Below are 21,238 nucleotides of genomic sequence, written 5' to 3'. Positions count from 1 at the left end.
CTCGTTCGCGGTGACGTGCCACTGCCGTTGCCCGAGCTCCGCCGACATCATGACGAGCCAACACCGCCGCCACCGCGCGCGCAAAGCCTCCATTCCCGCCTCGATCGCCTCGCTTGCCGTTCTCGGCCATCTCCACGGCGCGCAGGCTCAGGGCTCGCCCGAACGGCTCGACGAAATCGCCGTGCAGGGCCAAGCCCCGCTCGCGGTGAACGCGCCGGCCGAGGCCTATGGTGCCGGCGCAGGCGCGCAGAAGGTCAGTCTCCAGCATTCCTCTCCCGTCGGACTGAACCTCGACACGCCCTCGCGCAGCGGCAGCCGGCTCGGCCTGACGCCGATGGAGACACCGGCGAGCGTCGACATCGTCTCGGGCGAGACGGCGCGCATTCGCGGCCAGAATTCCGTCCTGGATGCCGTCTCGCAGAACGCGACCGGCATCACCTCCTACGGCTCGGCAGGCTTCGGCATCGGCAGCTTCACCAGCCGCGGCTTCGCTGGGCCGAGCTCAGTCCAGACGCTGTACGACGGCACCCGGATGTACGTCGGCGCCGGCACGGTGACCTTCCCCTACGACACCTGGAACGTCGAACGCATCGAGGTACTGCGCGGCCCGGCCTCAGTGCTCTACGGCGACGGTGCCATCGGCGGCATCGTCAACGTCGTTTCGAAGCAGCCGCTCTTCACGCCTCAGACCGTGGTCCGTGTCGGCGGCGGCTCCCAGGGCACGGCCCGCGTGGCTGTCGATACCACCGGGCCGATCGGCGAGTCGGTGGCGTACCGGCTGAACGTCAGCGGCAACCGTTCGGACGGTTGGGTCAATCCGCACGGCGAATTCCAGAACGTCGCGATCTCGGGCGCCCTGCTGTTCCAGGCCACGCCGAACCTGTCCTTCACGCTCTCGCACGATTTCGGCTACCAGGAGCCGTCAAATTACTGGGGCACGCCGCTCGTCGACGGGCGCATCCTCAAAGGCACGCGCTTCAACAACTACAACGTCCGCGACGCTAGGATCGCCTGGGCCGACAACTGGACGCAGTTGAAGACGGAGTGGACGCCGAGCGCCGACGTCACCGTGCGCAACACCAGCTACCGCCTGCAATCGCGCCGGCATTGGCAGGAGACCGAGCAGTACCGGTTCAACCCGGCTTCCGGGCTCGTCGACCGCTCGGATTTCCTCGAGATCTACCACCAGCAGGAGCAGATCGGGAATCGTCTCGACGCCACCTTCAGGGGTGAGCTGTTCGGCCTCGCCAACCAGTTCTCGGCGGGCTTCGACGTCAACCACATCAGCTTCCGCCACACGAACAACTTCAATGCCGACGCCGCCTCGGGCGACCCGGTCCCGGGCTACAGCGTTCCGCTGTTCGGCTACGATCCGGGCACCTTCCCTCCGAATTCGCGCGCGATCCCGGCCTATCAGACGAGCACGAACCAAGCCTCGGTCTTCGCGGAAAACCGGCTGCAGCTCACCGACCAGCTCTCGTTCCTGACAGGTGTCCGCTTCGACGCGCCGACGCTCCACCGCCAGAACCTGCAGACCGGCGGCGTCTTCGACAAATCCTTCCAGGCGTTGGGCTACCGCTTCGCGCTGCTCTACAACCCGACCAAGGACACGACGCTCTACGCGCAATACGCCACCGCCACCGACCCGGTCGGCAGCCTGATCACGCTCTCCCAATCGCTTGCCGGCTTCAAGCTCTCCACCGGCGAGCAGGTCGAGATCGGCGCCAAGGGCTACGCCTTCGACCGCAGCCTCGAATGGACGCTGGCCGGCTACCACATCACCAAGTACAACCTGATCTCGGCGGTGCCCGGCAACCCGACCGTCTCGACCCAGGTCGGCCAGCAATCCTCGCAGGGCGTCGAGGCGGCCATGTCGCTGAACCTGCCCGCAGGCTGGCGCATCGATGCCAACATCGCGCTGCTCCATGCGCAATACGACGAGTTCCGGCAGGGCGCGGTGTCCTACGCTGGAAACCAGCCGATCTTCGTGCCGGAGCGCGTGGCCAATCTCTGGGTGAACTGGGCCTTCGCAAAGGACTGGGAGGCCCGGATCGGCCTGCAGAACGTCGGCCGCGTCTTCAGCGACTTCAGCAACACCGCGCGGCTGCCGGCCTATAATCTGGTCAATCTCGGCCTCGACTATCAGGTGACGCCGAGCTCCCGCGCCTCGTTCCGCGTCTACAACCTGTTCGACAAGACCTACGCCATCGACGGCAACTCCGTGAACGGCGTCGGCACCAACTGGCTTCTCGGCAGGCCCCGCTCGTTCGAGGTCGCCTACACGGTGGCTTGGTGACGAGACGCCTCCTGAAGACCGGCAAGCGGTGGCTGATCCTCGGCCATCGCTGGCTCGGAATCGTGTTCGGGCTGTTCTTCGCCCTGTGGATCGGCTCGGGGCTGGTGATGCTCTACGTGCCGTTCCCGAACCTCTCGGAAGCCGAGCGGCTCGCGCATCTGACACCGATCGCCTGGGATCGGGTCGCGGTCTCGCCGGATGCTGCGCTCACGGCCTCCGGCTTGGCGCCGCCCGTCGACTTCGAGCTGCACATGCGCGGCAGCGAGCCGGTCTATCGGCTGGCGACCCCGTCGGGAGAACCGCTGGCGATCTCGGCCAGTACCGGCCGGCCACTCGGCCCGGTGAGCTCCGATGAGGCCATCGCCACGGCCGGTGGCCACGGCACGGTCGAGCGGGTCGAGCGCGACCAGTGGACGGTGACGCAGCGCTACAACCGGCTGCGGCCCTTCCACAAGGTCGCCCTCGGCGATGCCGCCGGCACCGAGCTCTACATTTCCGAGAAGACCGGCGAGGTCACCCTCTCCACCACGCGATTCGCGCGCGGCTGGAACTGGGTCGGCTCGGTCGTGCACTGGATCTACGTGACCCCGATCCGGGCACGGCCGGACCTCTGGCACTATGTGGTCGTCTGGGTCTCGGGCCCCGCTTGCCTCGGCGCCTTCAGCGGCATGATCCTCGGGATCTGGCGGCTCAGGCCGAGCCGGCGCTACCCCCGCGGCGACATCACGCCCTACCGTGGAGCGGCGCGCTGGCACCATCTGTTCGGGATCGTCGGCGGCCTCACGCTGACCACCTTCATCGTCAGCGGCTGGCTGTCGATGAACCCGAACAACTGGTTCAACTCGCCGACGCCGCCGGCCGGCTGGCTCGCGGCCTATGCAGGGGAGGGCGCCCCCACCGGCCTCGACCCATCCAGCCTGCGGGAACTGGTGGAACCTCATGCGAAGGCCCTGCGCTTCACCCGCCTCGGCGGCCGCTGGTTGATCCAGTCGCTCGGAGCGGAGTCGAAGCCAGTGATCGGCGCCGATGGAGCGGGATTGAGCGAGGACGAGATCCTTCGCGCAGCCATCCGCGCGGTCCCGACGACCACACCGCCGGCCGTCGAGCGGCTCACGGCCTACGATGTATACTGGTACGCCGTGCACGGCGACCGGCCTCTGCCGGTGCTGCGGCTGCGTTTCGACGACGAGGCCGCGACTTGGCTGCACATCGATCCGGCTACAGGCCGGATCCTCAATCGGCTCGACCGCTCGGGCCGCTTGGACCGCTGGCTGTTCTCGGCCCTTCACCGGTTCGACCTGCCGCTTCTGCTCAGGCACCCGCCGGTCCGCGAGATGCTGCATTGGCTGCTGAACGGCCTTGCCGCGGTCATCGCCTTGACCGGCCTGATCATCGGCTGGCGCCGCCTCATCAAGCCCAGGCGGCGCTCGGCACGCCGAGCCGCGTGATCGCGATTGCACGTCCCCCCGGCGTGCCTGTATAGGGATCGCTTCCCCTATTCAGCGTGAGACGGGATTTCCGGACCTGAAGGGTCAGGCCGGAGACAGCGGTTCTTCGTCCGCGGCACCGCGTTCCACGCACATACATCCGATATTGGAGCCGACCCGATGTCCCAGGGACCGTTGATGCCGAAGGCCACCGCCGTATGGCTGGTGGAGAATACGTCGCTCGCCTTCGAGCAGATCGCGGATTTCTGCCACCTCCACCCGCTTGAGGTGAAGGGCATCGCCGACGGCGAGGTTGCGGCCGGGATCAAGGGTTTCGACCCGATCACCGCTGGCCAGCTGACCCGCGAGGAGATCGAGAAGGCGCAGAAGTCGCCGAACCACAAGCTCAAGATCGCAGTCTCGAAGGTGAAGCTGCCGGAGGTCAAGCGCACCACCAAGGGTCCGCGCTACACCCCGCTCTCGCGCCGCCAGGATCGCCCGAACGCCATCCTCTGGCTGCTGCGCAACCACCCGGAGCTGAAGGACGCGCAGATCATCCGTCTCGTCGGCACCACCAAGTCGACGATCCAGCAGATCCGCGACCGCAGCCACTGGAATTCGGGCTCGCTGCAGCCCCTCGACCCGGTCACGCTCGCCCTGTGCTCGCAGATCGACCTCGACTTCGAAGTCGGCAAGGCTGCCAAGGATCGCCCCGCCGTCGTCCCGGCCGAGAGCGGCCCGACCCTGCTGCCGACAGAAGTCTCGACGGCTCCGAAAGCCGAGGAGCATGAGGACCTCGACCAGGATGCGGTGTTCGCCAAGCTCAAGGGGATGCAGCGCCCGCACGAGGACGACGACGAGGATTGAGCCATCGCCGTTCGGCAAACGATCGACGACTCATGAAAAACCCGCCGGCCATGGGCCGGCGGGTTTTTCGTTGCCGTCAGGTCATCAAGGCTTCGGCGTTTCCGTTTTCGGAGCCTCGGTCTTCGGCGCCTCGGTCTTGGCCTGAGCTTTGGCAGCCTCTTCGGCACCGCGTTTCTCCATCAGGGCCGAAAAATCCTCCGGAGAGTTCGCGAGGAAGTCCGCCAGGGTCGCCTGGAATTTCGGCTCGTCCTGGGCCGGCGGGCAATGCGGCTCGGGGCGCTTAGCGACCTGCTCGCGGACGGTCGAGTCGAGGGCCGCCATCTCCGTTTTCATCCCATCGATCTTGGTATCGAGGGCCGAGCGCTGCTTGCCGCTGGTCGACACCTCGCATTCCTTGACGACCTGCTGGAGCATGACGCCCAGGATGTAGGCCTGGATGCGGGCTTGCGGGGGCACGACCGGCGAGGTTGCGGGTGTCGCGGCAGGAGCGGGGGGAGCCTTCGCAGCCGTCGCCGCGGAGATGCCGGGGGCGACCGGTGCCGCAGCGGACGGCGCCGCGGCCTTGCCGGGGGTCGCATCGCAGCGGCGGAGCGACTCGTAGGCCTGCGGGAAGCCAGTGATGTCGAAATCGGCGTCGCCATCCTCGAACTTCAGGTAAAGCGTCTCGGTCGCCAGGAGGTCGGGCACAATGCTGTTCGGGAAGCCCGCTGCGAGGACCTGGGCATCCGCGTTCCACGAGGCCTGCTTCCTCAAGACCTTCTTGCCGGCCAGGAGGGACGCCTTGACCGCGTCACCTTTGTCCCACTCCCAACCCTGGTAGACGAAGGCCAGAGCCACGTTGCTGCCTTCGAGCGAGAAGACGATGCCGTTGACGAGGTTGTGGTCTTCCTTGTCCTTGTAGGTCTTGCTGATCAGGCAGGGATTGGGGCTGGTATCGCCGACGGTGCGTTCGACCTCCCAGCCCTTCACCATCTCGAACGGCTCCCTCTGGGCCGCCGCGGCCGGCAACGCCGAAACGATCGGAAGCAGGCCGGCGGTGAGTACCGCCGCGCGCAGGAACGACACCATGACCAAGTCTCGCTAAGAATTCAGCAGACGCCGGTGCGGGATGCGAAGGCCGTCGTGCACGGCCGAGCTTTAGCGTGAAGCGTTCCGGGCCGCCAGGACGAGGCGGAGCGTTTCCGAGCGCTCGGTGAATCTCGGTGACCCAAGCTTCGGGCGACGTCTCAGGGCTGCGTGAAGCCGCAAGTTGCAAGAGCTCCCGACATGTGATCGTGCGGTGGAGCCTCGATCCTGATCGCAGCCTTCTTTGGATAGAGCGGAAGCTCCAACGCACGGGCGTGGAGCTGGAGTCCCGGGCCGCCATGGCGCGGCGCATGGCCGTAGACGGTGTCGCCCCGGATCGGCCAACCCATCTCGGCGCAATGAACGCGCAACTGATGCGTGCGGCCTGTCTCGGGCGACAGTTCGAGCCACGCGCAGGTTCGCCCGGCGTCGCGGCCGAGCACGCGCCAGCGGGTGAGCGAGGGATCGCCGGCCGGGTCCGCCTTCATCCACCAACTGCGCGGATCGTCCGAGCGCCTGCCGAGAGCGAGATCGATCGTGCCGCCCTCTTCGCACGGATCGCCCTCGACGATCGCCCAGTAGGTCTTGTCGACACGGCCGTCGGCAAACAGCTTGTTGAGGCGCGCCAGCGCCTTCGGATGCCGCCCGAGCACGAGGCAGCCCGAGGTATCGCGATCGAGCCGATGCGCGGCCTGGGGACGCCGCGGCAGTCCGAAAAGCAGCGCATCGAGGTGGTCCGTGACCGTCGGGCCACCTTTCGGGCCCGGATGAACGGGTAGACCCGCAGGCTTGTCGATGACGAGCATCAGGGCATCGCGGTAGAGGAGGCGCACGCCTATGTCAGTCGGGACCATGAACCCCGGCTAGAGCCACGCGCCGGCAGGAGCAAGTACGGATGAGTCGAGACGAGAAGCCGGGCTGGTTCGGACGCCTGTTCGGGCGAAAGGACGAGGCGGCCGAGCCGGAGACCACGGATCATCCGGACGTCCCCGATCCCGCCTCGCCGGGCTCGCAATCCGAGGGTCAGCCCGACTTTGCCACGGGCGCGGACGACGTCGCCTCCGTGCCGATGCCGCCGAGCGTGCCGGCCCAGGACGACGCGGGGAGGAATCAGGTTCCGGACGAGATCGAGGGCGCGGATCTGCAGCCGGGCGACGAGCCGGGCGCGGCCGCCGCCGCCGAGGGCGCCGCGCTCGATCTTCAGCCCATCGCCGTCCCCGCCCTCGACGTCGAGCCCGACCCGCCGGCCGAACCCGAGCAGAAGCGCGGCTGGTGGACCCGGCTGACCTCGGGCATGAAGCGGACCTCGTCGGCCCTGTCCGACCGCGTCACCGGCCTCTTCACCAAGCGCAAGCTCGACGCCGACACGCTGGAGGAGCTGGAGGACGCGCTGATCCAGGCCGATTTCGGCGTCGAGACCGCCATGCGGATCTCGGAGGCCGTCGGCAAGGGCCGCTACGAGAAGAGTATCTCACCGGACGAGGTGCGCGCCATCCTCGCGAGCGAGGTCGAGACCGCGCTGGCGCCGGTCGCCAGGCCTCTCGTCGTCGATGCGACGAAAAAGCCGTTCGTGATTCTGATGGTCGGGGTCAACGGCGCCGGCAAGACCACGACGATCGGCAAGCTTTCGCTCAAGCTCAAAGCTGAGGGCCGCAGCGTGATGCTCGCGGCCGGCGACACCTTCCGCGCCGCCGCGATCGAGCAGCTTCGCGTCTGGGGCGAGCGCACGGGCACGCCCGTCATCAGCCGCGAGCAGGGCGCGGACGCCGCCGGCCTCGCCTTCGATGCGTTAAAGGAGGCCAAGGCGAACGGCACCGACGTGCTGTTGATCGACACGGCAGGCCGCCTGCAGAACAAGGCTGGCCTGATGGCAGAGCTCGAAAAGATCGTCCGCGTGATCCGCAAGCACGATCCGGAGGCGCCGCACGCCGCTCTGCTCGTGCTCGACGCCACGGTCGGCCAGAACGCGTTGAGCCAAGTCGAGCTGTTCTCCCAGGCCGCGCCGATCAGCGGGCTGGTCATGACCAAACTCGACGGCACGGCGCGTGGCGGCATCCTGGTTGCGCTCGCCGCCAAGTTCGGCCTGCCGGTGCACTTCATCGGTGTCGGCGAGGGTGTGGAGGACCTGGAGCCGTTCGCCGCGCGCGATTTCGCACGGGCGATCGCGGGGTTGGAGAAGGACTGAACCGAAAGACGGCCCGTCGCTCCGCCCGTCGCTAGGAATGGGCGATGGGCTGTCTTACATCCCTCCTGCTGCAAGGCAGCCCTTCCGGATCATTCATGCACGTCGAACCCGTTCCCCCCCGCCGCCACTTGCCGCCGCTGCTCAAGCTCGTGCTCGAGATTGGCCCGCTGGTGATCTTCTTCCTGGGCAACGCCTATGCCGAGAAGTTCGGTATCGCGCCCGATCAGAAGCTCTTCGCGGCGACCGGCGTGTTCATCGGGGCGACGATGGTCGCGCTCGGTGTCCACTACGCGCTGATCCGGCGCCTGCCGATCATGCCGCTGGTCTCGGGCGTGGTGGTGGTGGTGTTCGGCGGGCTGACCCTGGCGCTGCAGGACAAGACCTTCATCATGATGAAGCCGACCATCGTGAACAGCCTGTTCGGGCTGGTGCTGCTCGGCGGCCTGCTGTTCCGGAAGTCGCTGCTGTCGGTGGTGCTCGATTCGGTCTTCGCCCTCACCGAGGAGGGCTGGCGCAAGCTGACCTTCCGCTGGGGCCTGTTCTTCCTGGCGCTGGCCGTCCTCAACGAGGTGGTCTGGCGCACCCAGACCGAGGATTTCTGGGTCAGCTTCAAGGTGTTCGGCATCATGCCGCTGACCGTGGTCTTCGCCCTCGCCCAGACCCCGCTGCTGATGCGCTACGAGCGCAAGGACGAGACGCAGCAGGCCTGAGGCTCAGTTTGCTGCAGCGACCTGTCCCGCCGCGCGCAGCTTGGCCACGACACCCGCATAATTCTCCGGCGTGACGATGCCGACGAGCTTGTCGCGGATCGTTCCGTCCGGTCCGATGATGAAGCTCTCCGGCACGCCGTAGACGCCGAAATCGATACCCACGCGCCCGCTCGTGTCGGACCCGACGGCCGCGTAGGGCACACCGTTGCGCGCCAGGAAGCGTCGGCCCGCCTCCGGCGTGTCCTTGTAGTCGATGCCGACCACGCGGAAGCCCGACTCGCGGGCAAGCCGCATCAACATCGGGTGCTCGACCTGGCAGGGCGCGCACCACGAGGCGTAGAAGTTCAGCAGGGTCACGTTGCCCTTGAAGTCCTCGCTCGACAGGCCCGGCACCGGCTTGCCGTCCGCCGTCAGCTCCGCGACGGGCGGAAGCTGGAAGCCGGGCGCTGCCTTGCCGATCATCACGGAGGGGACGGCCGCCGGATCGGCTCCCGAGCGCAGGCGCAGGAAGAACACGCCGGCGAGCACGGCGAAGGTGACGACCGGAAGGATCACCAGAAGGGAGCGACGCGCCGTCGGCGCGCCCAGACGCGACTCGTTCACGAGCGACTGTCCCCGGTTTCGCCCCGGAGGGCGGTGAGGGCGCGCTTCTGGGCGCGCTGATCGAGCAGCGCGCCGATCACGAGGCCGCCGATCACGAGCGCAGTGAAGGCATAGGCGCCGACGATGAAGCCGGCATGCGATCCAAGATCCATGATGCTGTCCTCAGGCGCCCTGGCCGACCGTCATGGCGCGGGGCGACGTCACGATGGAAGCGGTGGCCGCACCGGCATCGAGCCGCTCGGCCTCACGGATGGTCAGCACCCGCACGCGGCGACGCAGGATCTCGGTGCGCATGGAATAGAGGTGCAGCGTCACCCCAAGCACGGTGAAGGCGAGGATCATCTCCAGCAGCGGGTAGAGCATCGAGGGATCGATGGTCGAGCCGCCCATGCGCAGGATCGAGGCCGGCTGGTGCAGCGTCGACCACCAGTTCACCGAGAACTTGATAATCGGCAGGTTCACGGCGCCGACGAGGGTCAGGATGGCGATGGCGCGCGCCGCCCGGTTCGGGTCCTCGATCGTCCGCCACAGGGCGATGATGCCGCAATAGATCAGGAACAGCACCAGCATCGAGGTCAGGCGCGCATCCCAGACCCAGTAGGTGCCCCACATCGGCTTGCCCCACAGCGAGCCGGTGACGAGGCAGATCAGCGTGAAGGCCGCACCGATCGGCGCGGCGGCGCGCTGGGCGACGTCGGCGAGCGGATGCCGCCAGACCAGCGTGCCGATCGCCGACAGGCTCATCGCCCCGTAGAAGAACACCCCGAGCCAGGCCGCCGGCACGTGGATGTACATGATCCGCACGGTCTCGCCCTGCTGGTAGTCGGGCGGGACCACGAACCAGGTCAGATACAGGCCGGCGGCGAGAAGCAGCGCCGAGAGCCCGGCGAGCCAGGGCGTCGCGGCGCCAGACCAGCGCAGGAAATGCCCGGGATGGGCGAGGCGGTGCCAGAGTGCGGTCCACATGCGAATGGTTCTATCCCGCACGGGCTCACGGCGGCAACGTGAACGATCGGCGCGGGTGTGAACGCATGGCCCGTGCTCAGACCCGTCCGTGCACGAGGTCGTGGATGAAGCCGAGCTTCTTGATCACGTCCGGCGCGAGCACGAAGGGGTAGAGGTCGCGCTCGCCCATGGCGCGGGTGACGCTGTTCATCGCGAAGACGAAGGGCAGCCAGGCGTCGATGATCTGCTGGATCGATTGCGCCGCGTAGGGATCGAAATCGATCCGACCCGCGAGTTCGCCCTTCGTATCGAGCCGCGGCGAAACCTGCATGCCGAAGGCCGAGGCCATCTCCAGCGTGTCGACGATGTGCAGGTAATGCGCCCAGGTCTCCGCAAAATCCTCCCAGGCATGGGTGGTGGCGTAGGAGGAGACGTAGTGCTCCTGCCAGTCGGGGGGCGTGCCCTGCTCGTAATGGCGCTTGAGCGCCTCGCCGTAATCCTCCGAGTCGTCGCCGAACACGGCGCGGCAGGCATCGAGCTTGCCCGCGTCGCGCACCAGCACGTCCCAGTAGTGATGGCCGACCTCGTGGCGGAAATGCCCGAGCAGGGTGCGGTAGGGCTCGCCCATCTGCTTGCGGCGCTTCTCGCGCTCGGCATCGTCGGCCTCGACGAGCGCAATGGTGATGACGCCGTTCTCGTGGCCGGTCAGCACCTTCTGCTGCGAGGCATCGCGCGGATCGGCGAGAAAGTTGAAGATCAGCCCATGCTCCGGGTCCTCGGCGCGGGTGACGAGGGGCAGGTTCCAGCGCTTGAGTGTATAGATCAGCCGGTGCTTGGCGGTCTCGATGTCGCGCCAGCGGGTCAGGTTCTCCGGCACGGTGAGATCCGGAACGGTGCCGTTGTGGCGGCAGGCGAGGCAGAAGGCGTCCGTGGAGCCGGCCGGCACCAGCCAGTTGCAGGCGTCATGCTGCGCGTTGGTACAGAAGAAGCTCGAGCGTTCCGGCGCCGCCAGCGGCGTCCAGCTGTCGTTGCCGGCAGGTTCGAGCGCCGAGAGCGTGGCCGCCTCCGGCAGGTAGGCCAGGCGATGACCGCAGCGTCCGCAGGTCCGGTTCTCGAAATAGACGATGTTGCCGCAGGACTGGCACTGGAAAAGCTTCATGGGGGGTCTCGCATCGCCGGGCGAGCCGGCCGTCATTCGTCCTCCCGACAATGCCGAACTGGCTCGGACGTTCATCACGAAAATCGAGCGGAATCAGCAATCTGGCGAAATCGCCCTCACTCCGGCCGGATTGCACAAACTATCGGCAGCCGGACGGCGGCGCGGCTATTCGGACCAGCGCAACGCAGCGGCCGAAGCGAGGGTGCCGACCACGGCCGCGATTAGGCTCAGGGCACCGAGGATCGTCAGCGGGGTCGCGAAGGGCACCGTTCCGCCCAAAGCCGCCTCGGCTGCCGACACTCCGAAGATCAGGACGGGGATCATCAGCGGGATCACCACGATCGCGAGGATCAGGCCGCCGCGGCGGATCGAGGCGGTGAGCGCTGCCCCGACCGCGCCGATGAAGGTCAGCGCAGGGGTGCCGATCAGCAGCGTCAGGGCCGTAGCAGCCATGGCCGTCGGCGACAGCGCGACCAGAAGTCCGAACAGCGGCGAGGCCAGCGCCAGCGGCAGGCCCGTGGTCAGCCAATGCGCGAGCACCTTGGCAAGCACCACGAGTTCCAGCGGGGCCGGGGAGGCGGTCATCAGGTCGAGGGAGCCGTCCTCCTCGTCGGCCTGGAAGATCCGGTCGAGGCCGATCAGCGTGGCGAGCACGGCGGAGAGCCAGAGGATGGCCGGGCCGATTCGCGAGAGCAGGTTGAGATCCGGCCCCAGCGCGAACGGCACCAGCGCCACGATCATCAGGAAGAAGACGAGCGACAGCGCGCCCGAGCCGCCCACGCGGGAAGCGAGGCGCAGATCGCGCCGGACGAGGGCGGCGAAGACGCGGATCATGCCCAGTCCTCCGTCTCGGCGACGGGCTGAGCCGGGGAGGGTGGTGCGATGCGGAGTTCGCGGGCGTCGTCGAGGCCGATCGGCATGTGGGTCGCGGCGATGACGAGGCCACCCTCGGCGCGGTGCCGGGCCATGAGGCCTGACAGCACCGCCTGAGAGGCGGTGTCGAGCGCGGCCGTTGGCTCGTCGAGCAACCAGAGCGGACGCCGGCAGACCAGCAGGCGCGCCAGCGCAACCCGCCGACGCTGCCCGGCGGAGAGATAGCCCACCGGCAACCGCAGGGCGTGGACGAGGCCCATGGCTTCGAGGGCGTCGCGCGGGCTCGCCGTCGGCGCGCCGAGGAGGTCGCGGGCGAAGACGAGATTTTCCTCGGCGGTCAGCGCGCTCTTCAGCCCGTCGCGATGGCCGACGACGTGGAGGCATTCGGCGAGCGTCGCCTCGCCGACGTCCTCGACGCGGATGACGCCGGCATCCGGCTTGAGACGGCCCGACAGCATGGCGAGGAGGCTCGATTTGCCCGCGCCGTTGCGCCCGGTGACCATCAGCGCCTCGCCGGCGCCGAGCGAGAAGCCGAGCCCCGCGAAGATGCGCCGCCCGGAGCGCCGGCAGGCAAGGTTTTGGACGATCAGGCGCACGCGTGTCCGGTTTCCATTCTGCCCACCGCCGGCCCCCCCGACGCTCTTCATGCCGAGATGCCGCGACCGCGGCCTCGAAGCACCGCGCAACGCCGATCCAACCTGCCTAGGGCGCCTCGGAGCAGCGCTCGGGCGTGCCCTCAGCGTGAGGAGCGTTGTGAATATCGGGGCTCGCTACGCAATCTCTCGGGCTGCGTCGAATCCCCTCGGAAACCGGTGCCGATCAGAACGACAGCCAAGCCGAGCTGTCATCGGTCCCGGTGGCGTGAAGTTTCGAACTGTTCTATATGGCGGCCAGGCTGCGCCGCGCGACCTCCAGGGCGTCCAAATCGCCTCTCGCGCACCACCCTACCCGGGCACCCCCGGGGCGGCGCGCGCTCTTTTTGAGCGTTTCCAGCCGAACACCTTTCGTGGCGCAGGTTATGCCTGCGCGTGTTCGACAACCGCCAGCTAAGGGTTCCGATCGCCGTGGCATCGCTCGACAGCTTCAAGGCCCGCCAGACGCTCACCGCCGGGGGCAAGACCTACACCTACTACTCCATTCCCGAAGCCGAGAAGAACGGGCTGGCCGAATCCGCCGCCCTGCCGTTCTCGATGAAGGTGATCCTCGAGAACCTGCTGCGCTTCGAGGACGACCGCTCGGTCAAGAAGGACGACATCACCGCGGCCGTGGCCTGGCTCGGCACGCGCGGCAAGACCGAGACCGAGATCGCCTTCCGCCCCTCCCGCGTGCTCATGCAGGATTTCACCGGCGTCCCGGCCGTCGTCGACCTCGCCGCGATGCGTGACGCCATGGTGGCGCTGGGCGGCGACCCTCAAAAGATCAATCCGCTGGTGCCGGTCGACCTCGTGATCGACCACTCGGTGATCGTCGACGAGTTCGGCACCCCGAAAGCGCTCGGCGAGAACGTGGCGCTGGAATACGCCCGCAACGGCGAGCGCTACACCTTCCTGAAATGGGGCCAGAGCGCCTTCGACAACTTCTCGGTCGTCCCGCCCGGCACCGGCATCTGCCACCAGGTGAACCTCGAATACCTGGCCCAGACCGTGTGGACGAAGACCGAGGGCGGCGAGACGGTCGCCTATCCGGATTCGCTGGTCGGCACCGACTCGCACACCACCATGGTCAACGGCATGGCCGTGCTCGGCTGGGGCGTCGGCGGCATCGAGGCCGAGGCCGCGATGCTCGGCCAGCCGCTTTCGATGCTGATCCCCGAGGTCGTCGGCTTCAAGCTGTCGGGCAAGCTGCCCCAGGGCACCACCGCCACCGACCTCGTGCTCACCGTCACGCAGATGCTGCGCAAGAAGGGCGTCGTCGGCAAGTTCGTGGAGTTCTACGGCCCCGGCCTCGACGACATGGCGGTCGCCGACCGTGCCACGATCTCGAACATGGCTCCCGAATACGGCGCCACCTGCGGCTTCTTCCCGATCGACCAGAAGACCATCGACTTCCTGAAGGTCACCGGCCGCGCCGACGACCGCATCGCGCTGGTCGAGGCCTATGCCAAGGCGCAGGGCATGTGGCGCGAGGCGACCACGCCCGATCCGGTCTTCACCGACACGCTCGAACTCGACATGGGCGAGGTGCGTCCCTCGCTCGCCGGCCCGAAGCGCCCGCAGGACCGGGTGCTGCTCGATGGTGCGAAGCCGGGCTTTGCCGAGTCCATGGAGACCGAGTTCAAGAAGGCCGCCGACATCGCCAGCCGCTACAAGGTCGAGGGCACCAACTTCGACATCGGCCATGGCGACGTGGTGATCGCCGCGATCACCTCCTGCACCAACACCTCGAACCCGAGCGTGATGATCGGCGCCGGCCTGCTCGCCCGCAACGCGGTCGCCAAGGGCCTGCGCTCGAAGCCCTGGGTGAAGACCTCGCTCGCCCCCGGCAGCCAGGTCGTCGGCGAGTATCTCGAAAAGGCCGGCCTGCAGGAAAGCCTCGACGCGCTGGGCTTCAACCTCGTCGGCTTCGGCTGCACGACCTGCATCGGCAATAGCGGGCCCCTGCCGGCACCGATCTCGAAGGCGATCAACGACAACGACGTCGTCGCCGCCGCCGTGCTCTCGGGCAACCGCAACTTCGAGGGCCGCGTGAACCCCGATGTGCGGGCGAACTACCTCGCCTCGCCGCCGCTGGTCGTCGCCTATGCGCTGGCCGGCTCGCTCCAGATCGACATCACCACCGAGCCGCTCGGGCAGGGTGCCGACGGCAAGCCGGTCTACCTCGCCGACATCTGGCCGTCCTCGGCCGAGATCCAGTCCTTCATCGAGGCGAACATCACCTCGGCCCTGTTCAAGAGCCGCTATGCCGACGTGTTCGGCGGCGACGCGAACTGGAAGGGCGTCGAGGTGACCGAGGCCGAGACCTTCGCCTGGGATGCGACCTCCACCTACGTGCAGAACCCGCCCTATTTCGAGGGCATGACGATGGAGCCTGCTCCGGTCACCGACATCGAGAACGCCCGCATCCTCGGGCTCTTCCTCGACTCGATCACCACCGACCACATCTCGCCTGCGGGCAACATCCGCGCGGCCTCGCCGGCCGGCGCGTACCTGCAGGAGCACCAAGTGCGCGTGCAGGACTTCAACCAGTACGGCACGCGGCGCGGCAACCATGAAGTCATGATGCGCGGCACCTTCGCCAACATCCGCATCAAGAACCAGATGGTGAAGGACGGAAGCGGCAACGTGGTCGAGGGCGGCTACACGCTCTACCAGCCGGGCGGCGAACGCATGTTCATCTACGATGCCGCGATGAAATACGCGCAGGCCGGCACGCCGCTCGTGGTCTTCGCGGGCAAGGAATACGGCACCGGCTCCTCGCGCGACTGGGCGGCCAAGGGCACCAAGCTGCTGGGCGTGCGCGCTGTGATCGCCGAGAGCTTCGAGCGCATCCACCGCTCGAACCTCGTCGGCATGGGCATCGTGCCGCTGGTCTTCCAGGGCAACACCTCCTGGGCCTCCCTCGGCCTGAAGGGCGACGAGACCGTCACGATCAACGGCATCGCCGGCGAGTTGAAGCCGCGCCAGACCCTGGTGGCCGAGATCACCTCGGCCGACGGATCGAAGAAGGAGGTCCCACTGACCTGCCGGATCGATACGCTCGACGAGCTCGAATACTTCCGCAACGGCGGCATCCTGCCCTACGTGTTGCGCTCGCTCGCGGCGTAAGCTGCCGGCTGACACCGAACTGAAAAGCCTCCCGCGTCGCCGACGCGGGAGGCTTTTTTATACCGGCAACTAAGAACTTCGCCGTCATTGCGAGCGCAGCGAAGCAATCCAGGGCCGCACGCGCATCGTCAACCCGTCGGCCCTGGATTGCTTCGGCTTCGCCTCGCAATGACGGTCAGATCTACTTCTGCTGCCCAAGCGCCCACACATAAGCCGACACCGCCTTCAGGTCGGCTTGCGACAGCTCGACGCCGCCCATCGGCGGCATGGCGCCGCCGGCGGCCTTCGGCTCGGGGACGCCGTTGGTGACGACGGCCTCGATTCCCTTCAGGCTGCCGTCGCTCCAGAGCCATTGGCCGGTGGTGAGATCGGCTCCGACGGGCGAGCCCTTGGCATCGGATCCGTGGCAGCCGCCGCAGGTGGCGCCCCCCTGCTCGCCATGGAAGACGCGCTCGCCGAGCGCGACCTGCTCCTTCGACGACCCCTCGGGAACCGGAAGGCTGGCGACCGCGCGGCCGGCATCCGGGTGAACGCCCTCCGGCGGCAGCTCGTCCTTCGAGGCCGTGGCCGGGGCCTTCGGAGCCGGTGCGGCCGAGACCGGGGCACTGGCATTGCCGCCCTGGTAGGTCACGCGCCAGATCCGGCCCTTCACGTCGTCCGAGATGTAGAGCGCGCCATCGGGCCCGACAGCGATGCCGGACGGGCGATGGTCGGCCCGGCCCGGCTCCTTGACCGCGCCGGCGAAACCGTCCGCGAACACGACGTAGTCGCCCGAGGCCTTGCCGTCCTTAAAGGGCTGGAACACCACGCTGTAGCCGCCCTGCGGGCCGGGCGCGCGGTTCCAGGAGCCGTGGAAGGCGATGAAAGCGCCGTCCTGATAGGCCTTCGGGAAGGCTGTCTCGGTGCCCTTGCTGGTATAGAACTTCATGTCATTGGGCGCCCAGTGGGCCGGGAAGGCCGCCACGGGAGCGAGGCGATCGGCGCAGAGCCCGACCTTCTTGCCGCCGTCGCCACCGTACTCGGGCGCGAGGACGAGCTTCTTCTGTGTCGGGTCGTAGTAGCATTCCGGCCAGCCGTAATCGCCGCCCGGTTTCAGCTCGACCACCTCCTCGGAGGGCAGCTCGAAGCCCTGCTTCGCCGTGTAGAGCTTGGGCCAGTTCTCGTGCAGCTGGTCGCGGCCGTGCTGGGTCACGAAGATCCGGCCCTTGGCATCGATGGCGATGCCCTCGCCGTTGCGGATGCCCGCGGCGTAGCGCTCCTTGGCCGAGAGGACTTGGCCGGTCTTGGCGGCGTCATAGCGCCAGATGCCGGCACGGGTCTCCTTCTCGGTACAGGGCGTGACGCCCGGCGAGCCCGGCATGCGGTTCTTGACCTCGCAGGCATTGGTCGCCGAGCCCATGCCCGAGAGGATCCCGCCATCTTTCGTGATGGCGAAGGGATGCATCGGGTGGTCGCCGGTCAGCGGGAAGCCAGAGACCACCGTCTCGCCTTTGACCTTCGGGGCGACCTCACCCTCGGCTAGCGGATAGCGCATGATGCGGTCGTTGCTCTCGGCGTAGACCGCGTCCTTGTGGAGCGCGAGCCCGGTGCCGCCATGGCCGCCATCCGCGACGCTCTCGCCGAAGCGCTCGACCAGTTCGGCGTTGCCGTCGCCGTCCTTGTCCTTGAGCGCGACGAGGAAGCCGCCGGGGGGAGGGGTGTCGTTCTTGTAGTAGCGGCCGCTCCAGGTGTTCACGTAGAGCGTGCCGTCAGGCGCCACCGCCATCTGGCGGGCATGGCCGATATTGTCGGCGAAGATGCTGGCGCAAAAACCCTCCGGCAGGCTGATGCCGCCATTATCGCCGGAGCATTTGGAAGCTGCCCCGGCAGCCTGCGCTCCGGTGGAGGCGGCTACGCCCGTCATAAGAGAGGCCGCCAGGGCAAGAACGAGGTGGGACGTCGACGAATGGGCGGAACGCATGGGCGCTCTCCTCAAAGGTTCGGTTCCAGGGAAAACCATCGAGCCCCCTCGAAGGATCGCCGCCTGAATCAGTGCGCCGGCAGTGGCACGGAATACGCCTTGAACGGCAGCTCAGGCTTGGTGCCCTTCTTCGACGGATCGGTGATGACGGCGAGCTGACCCTCGGAGAACCAGATCGTCGAGCCCACCGTGGTCACGCCGGTGACGCCGCCAGCGACGCCGCCCATGATCGTCTCGATCCTCGCGGTGTCGCCCTCGAAGGTCACCCGCTCGACGCTGCCGCCACCCTCAGCCATCACGAACGAGCCATCGGGGAGCGGTCGCAGGGCATCCGCCAGCACGACGGGACGCGAAGGCTTCAGGGCCGTGACCTTGCCGGCCTCGCCGTCCTTCACGCCGATGCGAAACAAATTCGCCTTGGTGAAGGTGTTGACGTAGAGGTTACCGTCCTTTCCGAAAGCGATGCCGTCGAGCCCGGCTTCGTTGCCCTCGATGGCGAAGAGCGGATCGGTCTTCCAGGTTTCAAGCGCCTTGGCACCCGGCTTCAGGCGGAAGATCTGCGGGCCCAGCGTGTTGGTGACATAGGCCGAGCCGTCGGCTCCCAGCGCGATGTCGTTGCAAATGGCCGGCGAGACGGGGAGGGGGACGCTGAACTTGCCCTCGCCGGTCTTCAGGTCGAAGCCCTTGAGCGCCGCGCCCTTCTCCTCGTTGGGGCCCTGCACGCCGAGCGCCGAGAGATCGTTCGAACAGAGCCAGAGCGTGTTCGACTTTTCGTCGGCGAGCAGGCCGAAGGTCGAGCGCGTGCCGAAGGCCGCCGGCTTGATCCAGACCTCGCCCTCCTTGGCACCGGGCTTTACCCGGATCACGCCGCCCGCGACGAAGCTGCTGACATAGAGTGTGCCGTCGGCAGTCGATGTGATGCTCTCGGGAAAGACGGCCTGGCCGGGGAGGGCGGACGTGTCGGGTGCGGCGGTCGCGGGAATTGCGGAGGCCAATGAAAAGGCCGCCGCGGCGAGAGACGAAGACACGGCCTGTCGAGCCGTCCCTCTGCGGCCGTCGAACTCACGTGATGTCATGGGATGTGAGGCTCCTGCTTCCGACTGATCTCATGTCGAACCGCAGGGCGAACTGGTGCGCTATACCCGTTCGACTATATCGATGCACCTCGCGTGGTGCGGCAGCGCACGTCGCTGTCATCAACGCGCGGGTGTGGATCAGCCGCCGACGCGCGCCGGCATCACCGCCTGGACGAAACTCGCGAAGCTGGCGCTGCGCACCGGACAGAAGCTCTTGCCGCCCGCTTCGCAGAAGCGTTTGACCAACCCGGTCGCCTCGTGGCTGACGCACTCGACCGGAAACAGCACGAGATCGCTGCGGCCGACCAGCCCGGCGAGGAGGCCGAGGCTGTCCTCGACGCCGCCATCGTGGCTGAGCAACTCGCCGCCATGTTTGCGTGTGAACCGGCGCAGATTCGCCACCTGCCGCGGGCGTCCACCGACATAGAGCAGCGTGCGCCCTTCGAGGTGCATTGCGGCGACAGACGGTTCGGCAGCCTCGTCGCCGGGCGTCTCGAACGCGGTTTCGAGCGCGGCGAGCTCCGTTTCCACCGCGCGCCGTCTCGCGATCTCGGCTTCGAGTTCCAAGCTGAGGCGGCCGGACGCCTGCACCAGGGTCGCCACCTTCTGCTCCAGAGCCTCGACATGCGCCTGCTCGCGCGCCAGGCGCTGTTCTAGACTGCGCGGGGCCTTGAACGGCTCTCGCACGGTCTGGCCTGCCGCCGCCGCAATGGCCTGCTGCGCCGCGATCGACCGGTTCCTGGCACCGAGGCCGTCGCGCTGCTCCATTAGCTCACGGATGCGCTGCTCCTGCGCCGTGATGGTTTCGTCGCGCTGAGCGAGCTCGGTTTCGAGCTGGCGCACCCGCCGGATATCGGCCCGGTTCGATTGACCGACGAGGTGCGAGAGCATGTGCACCTCGCCGAAGATGTCCTGGATCAGCGCCCAATCCGTCGCCGGATGCGTGATCGCCGCCCAGTAAGCGCCCGGAATCTCGCCGCCCTCTAGGGATTCTTGCCACAGGGCCTGAACTTCCGCATTTGTGCGCGCGGCATCAAATCGGCGGATCTCGCGCTCGTGCCGGCGATCGAGCAGTTTCTGGAGCAGCTTGCCACCGCCCTCACGGCGCCCGGCGAGATGCACGACCTGCCCGTGCAGGTGATGCTCGCTGATGGTGCGCGCATCCGGCACGCCGAGCTTCGCGAGCAGGGTCCGTCCGTCGGCGATGGTCAGACAGGTGCCGACGATCGAGCAATGCAGCGTCTCGGCGAGATCCCAGATCTTGTCGCGGGCCCTGTCTTCGGTCTCGAGATCGGCCGGAACGAAGGCGGGACGGCCGAAGCTCGCGGCGAGGGCACGCAGGGCCGGTCCGTCTTGATGGGTGGTATGAGACACGAGGCTTCTCAGCAGTCGCTATATCCATTTGGATATAGCCAACCTGCCGCAATCGCACCGACTTGACCAGGGGGGTCAGCCTTGAACCGTCCCGGGAGCCAACCGCGACAGGAAGGGCAGGGCGGCTTTCTCGGCAGCCCGCTCGATCGCCCGGTAATGCGCAACGAGATCCGCGCCGAACGTCGAGAGTTTGGCCCCGCCCCCGGCCTTGCCGCCGATCTGCGCCTCGACCACCGGCTGACCGAAACCCTTGTTCATGGCCTCCACCAGCATCCAGGCCCGGCGATAGGACATGCCGAGCGCCCGGCCCGCCGCCGAGATCGAGCCGTGCTCGGCGATCATCTCCAGCAATTGGATCTTGCCGGGGCCGACACGATTGTCCGGCGCCAGATCGATCCGGATGCTCAAGCTCGCCATCGGCAACAGTTCCACACGAAACCCGAGAACGCTTCTAGCCTGTCTAGACGAACGGGACGAGACGCCGCGCCGCAATCTGAAGGAATTGCCGAGAGCAGCGCCAGCATTATGTCGCATCGTGCACGGCGAACCGGACGCCATAAGAAGGCGCGGCCCCCAACACAGGTATTCCAGCCTATAGCTTCGCCGTAGCCTGAACTAGAAGGGTTCTAAGCTTGGCATGTGGCGCAAGGCCACTACGCCCGATCCGGTCTTCACCGACACGCTCGAGCTCGACATGGGCGAGGCCGGACCCTCGCTCGCCGGCCCGAAGCGCCCGCAGGACCGGGTGCTGCTCGATCTGGCGAAGCCCGGCTTCGCCGAGTCCATCTTGCCTCGCAGCCGCTTGTCGTTGCCTATGCACCTGCCGGGTCGCTGCAGATTGAACCGCGCTGGGTTTCCCGGAGGCTCTAATTCTTGAGAGGATGGAGCCATGACGAAGCGAACCTCACCGTATTCCCCTGAGGTCCGTGCCCGC

At 67.5% G+C, this 21,238-nt stretch carries 19 protein-coding genes; 7 read left to right on the top strand and 12 right to left on the bottom strand.

Annotated features, from left to right (window positions below):
- Positions 1–49: 49 nt before the first annotated feature.
- The 3 genes from GGR33_RS24230 to GGR33_RS24220 all read left to right on the top strand — a co-directional run bounded on the left by GGR33_RS24230 (position 50) and on the right by GGR33_RS24220 (position 4,590).
- Positions 50–2,296 carry a TonB-dependent receptor gene (locus tag GGR33_RS24230; protein WP_183513018.1) on the top strand — a complete coding sequence of 749 codons (2,247 nt, stop codon included), beginning with the start codon at positions 50–52 and terminating at the stop codon, positions 2,294–2,296.
- Positions 2,293–3,744 carry a PepSY domain-containing protein gene (locus GGR33_RS24225; protein WP_306484353.1) on the top strand — a complete coding sequence of 484 codons (1,452 nt, stop codon included), beginning with the start codon at positions 2,293–2,295 and terminating at the stop codon, positions 3,742–3,744. The genes GGR33_RS24230 and GGR33_RS24225 overlap by 4 nt, the downstream gene beginning before the upstream one ends.
- Positions 3,745–3,903: 159 nt before the next feature.
- Positions 3,904–4,590 (top strand): DUF1013 domain-containing protein, encoded by a 687-nt coding sequence (locus tag GGR33_RS24220; protein ID WP_183513010.1) that lies wholly within the window; start codon positions 3,904–3,906, stop codon positions 4,588–4,590.
- Positions 4,591–4,674: 84 nt separating this feature from the next.
- Here GGR33_RS24220 and GGR33_RS24215 read toward each other — a convergent pair whose 3' ends face one another.
- The gene (locus GGR33_RS24215) at positions 4,675–5,658 is read right to left on the bottom strand and encodes a hypothetical protein (protein WP_183513006.1); all 984 of its coding nucleotides are present in this window, start codon (positions 5,656–5,658) and stop codon (positions 4,675–4,677) included.
- 158 nt (positions 5,659–5,816) lie between these two features.
- Positions 5,817–6,509 carry an RluA family pseudouridine synthase gene (locus tag GGR33_RS24210; protein ID WP_183513003.1) on the bottom strand — a complete coding sequence of 231 codons (693 nt, stop codon included), beginning with the start codon at positions 6,507–6,509 and terminating at the stop codon, positions 5,817–5,819.
- 41 nt (positions 6,510–6,550) lie between these two features.
- Here GGR33_RS24210 and ftsY point away from each other — a divergent pair, with 41 nt between their 5' ends.
- Positions 6,551–7,840 carry a signal recognition particle-docking protein FtsY gene (ftsY, locus tag GGR33_RS24205; RefSeq protein WP_183512998.1) on the top strand — a complete coding sequence of 430 codons (1,290 nt, stop codon included), beginning with the start codon at positions 6,551–6,553 and terminating at the stop codon, positions 7,838–7,840.
- Positions 7,841–7,935: 95 nt separating this feature from the next.
- On the top strand, positions 7,936–8,550 hold the full coding sequence (locus GGR33_RS24200) for a septation protein A (RefSeq protein ID WP_183512994.1): 615 nt from the start codon (positions 7,936–7,938) through the stop codon (positions 8,548–8,550).
- 3 nt (positions 8,551–8,553) lie between these two features.
- On the opposite strand, the gene GGR33_RS24195 is transcribed toward GGR33_RS24200, so the two are convergent.
- The 6 genes from GGR33_RS24195 to ccmA form a co-directional block, all read right to left on the bottom strand.
- Positions 8,554–9,153, bottom strand: a complete 600-nt coding sequence (locus GGR33_RS24195) for a DsbE family thiol:disulfide interchange protein (protein ID WP_183512987.1) — start codon at positions 9,151–9,153, stop codon at positions 8,554–8,556.
- Positions 9,150–9,305, bottom strand: a complete 156-nt coding sequence (gene ccmD, locus GGR33_RS24190) for a heme exporter protein CcmD (RefSeq protein WP_183512982.1) — start codon at positions 9,303–9,305, stop codon at positions 9,150–9,152. Before ccmD ends, GGR33_RS24195 begins: the two co-directional genes overlap by 4 nt.
- A gap of 10 nt (positions 9,306–9,315) precedes the next feature.
- Positions 9,316–10,119, bottom strand: coding sequence for a heme ABC transporter permease (locus tag GGR33_RS24185; RefSeq protein WP_183512976.1), 804 nt, complete (start codon positions 10,117–10,119; stop codon positions 9,316–9,318).
- A gap of 76 nt (positions 10,120–10,195) precedes the next feature.
- Positions 10,196–11,257, bottom strand: a complete 1,062-nt coding sequence (locus tag GGR33_RS24180) for a zinc-binding metallopeptidase family protein (protein WP_183512972.1) — start codon at positions 11,255–11,257, stop codon at positions 10,196–10,198.
- Between the two features lie 165 nt (positions 11,258–11,422).
- Positions 11,423–12,091, bottom strand: a complete 669-nt coding sequence (ccmB, locus tag GGR33_RS24175) for a heme exporter protein CcmB (RefSeq protein ID WP_183512967.1) — start codon at positions 12,089–12,091, stop codon at positions 11,423–11,425.
- A complete protein-coding gene (gene ccmA / locus GGR33_RS24170; RefSeq protein WP_183513352.1) occupies positions 12,088–12,726 on the bottom strand; it encodes a heme ABC exporter ATP-binding protein CcmA in 639 nt (212 codons plus the stop codon). The genes ccmB and ccmA overlap by 4 nt, the downstream gene beginning before the upstream one ends.
- Positions 12,727–13,194: 468 nt before the next feature.
- Between ccmA and acnA the strand changes: the two genes are divergently transcribed.
- Positions 13,195–15,894 carry an aconitate hydratase AcnA gene (acnA, locus tag GGR33_RS24165; RefSeq protein ID WP_183513351.1) on the top strand — a complete coding sequence of 900 codons (2,700 nt, stop codon included), beginning with the start codon at positions 13,195–13,197 and terminating at the stop codon, positions 15,892–15,894.
- Between the two features lie 181 nt (positions 15,895–16,075).
- Here the strand turns inward: acnA and GGR33_RS24160 are convergent, their stop codons facing one another.
- The 4 genes from GGR33_RS24160 to GGR33_RS24145 all read right to left on the bottom strand — a co-directional run bounded on the left by GGR33_RS24160 (position 16,076) and on the right by GGR33_RS24145 (position 20,721).
- The gene (locus tag GGR33_RS24160; protein WP_183512962.1) at positions 16,076–17,854 is read right to left on the bottom strand and encodes a DUF7133 domain-containing protein; all 1,779 of its coding nucleotides are present in this window, start codon (positions 17,852–17,854) and stop codon (positions 16,076–16,078) included.
- Between the two features lie 68 nt (positions 17,855–17,922).
- The gene (locus GGR33_RS24155; RefSeq protein ID WP_183512957.1) at positions 17,923–18,930 is read right to left on the bottom strand and encodes an NHL repeat-containing protein; all 1,008 of its coding nucleotides are present in this window, start codon (positions 18,928–18,930) and stop codon (positions 17,923–17,925) included.
- 138 nt (positions 18,931–19,068) lie between these two features.
- Positions 19,069–20,304, bottom strand: a complete 1,236-nt coding sequence (locus tag GGR33_RS24150) for a DUF2325 domain-containing protein (RefSeq protein WP_183512951.1) — start codon at positions 20,302–20,304, stop codon at positions 19,069–19,071.
- A gap of 75 nt (positions 20,305–20,379) precedes the next feature.
- Positions 20,380–20,721: a winged helix-turn-helix domain-containing protein gene (locus tag GGR33_RS24145; protein ID WP_183512944.1), complete on the bottom strand. Its 342-nt coding sequence runs from the start codon at positions 20,719–20,721 to the stop codon at positions 20,380–20,382.
- Between the two features lie 220 nt (positions 20,722–20,941).
- Here GGR33_RS24145 and GGR33_RS26100 point away from each other — a divergent pair, with 220 nt between their 5' ends.
- The gene (locus GGR33_RS26100; protein ID WP_246413444.1) at positions 20,942–21,181 is read left to right on the top strand and encodes a hypothetical protein; all 240 of its coding nucleotides are present in this window, start codon (positions 20,942–20,944) and stop codon (positions 21,179–21,181) included.
- Positions 21,182–21,238 lie beyond the last annotated feature (57 nt).

The organism is Methylobacterium brachythecii (genome assembly GCF_014196345.1).
GTDB lineage: Bacteria > Pseudomonadota > Alphaproteobacteria > Rhizobiales > Beijerinckiaceae > Methylobacterium > Methylobacterium brachythecii.
This window is presented reverse-complemented; position numbering and strand designations above follow the sequence as displayed.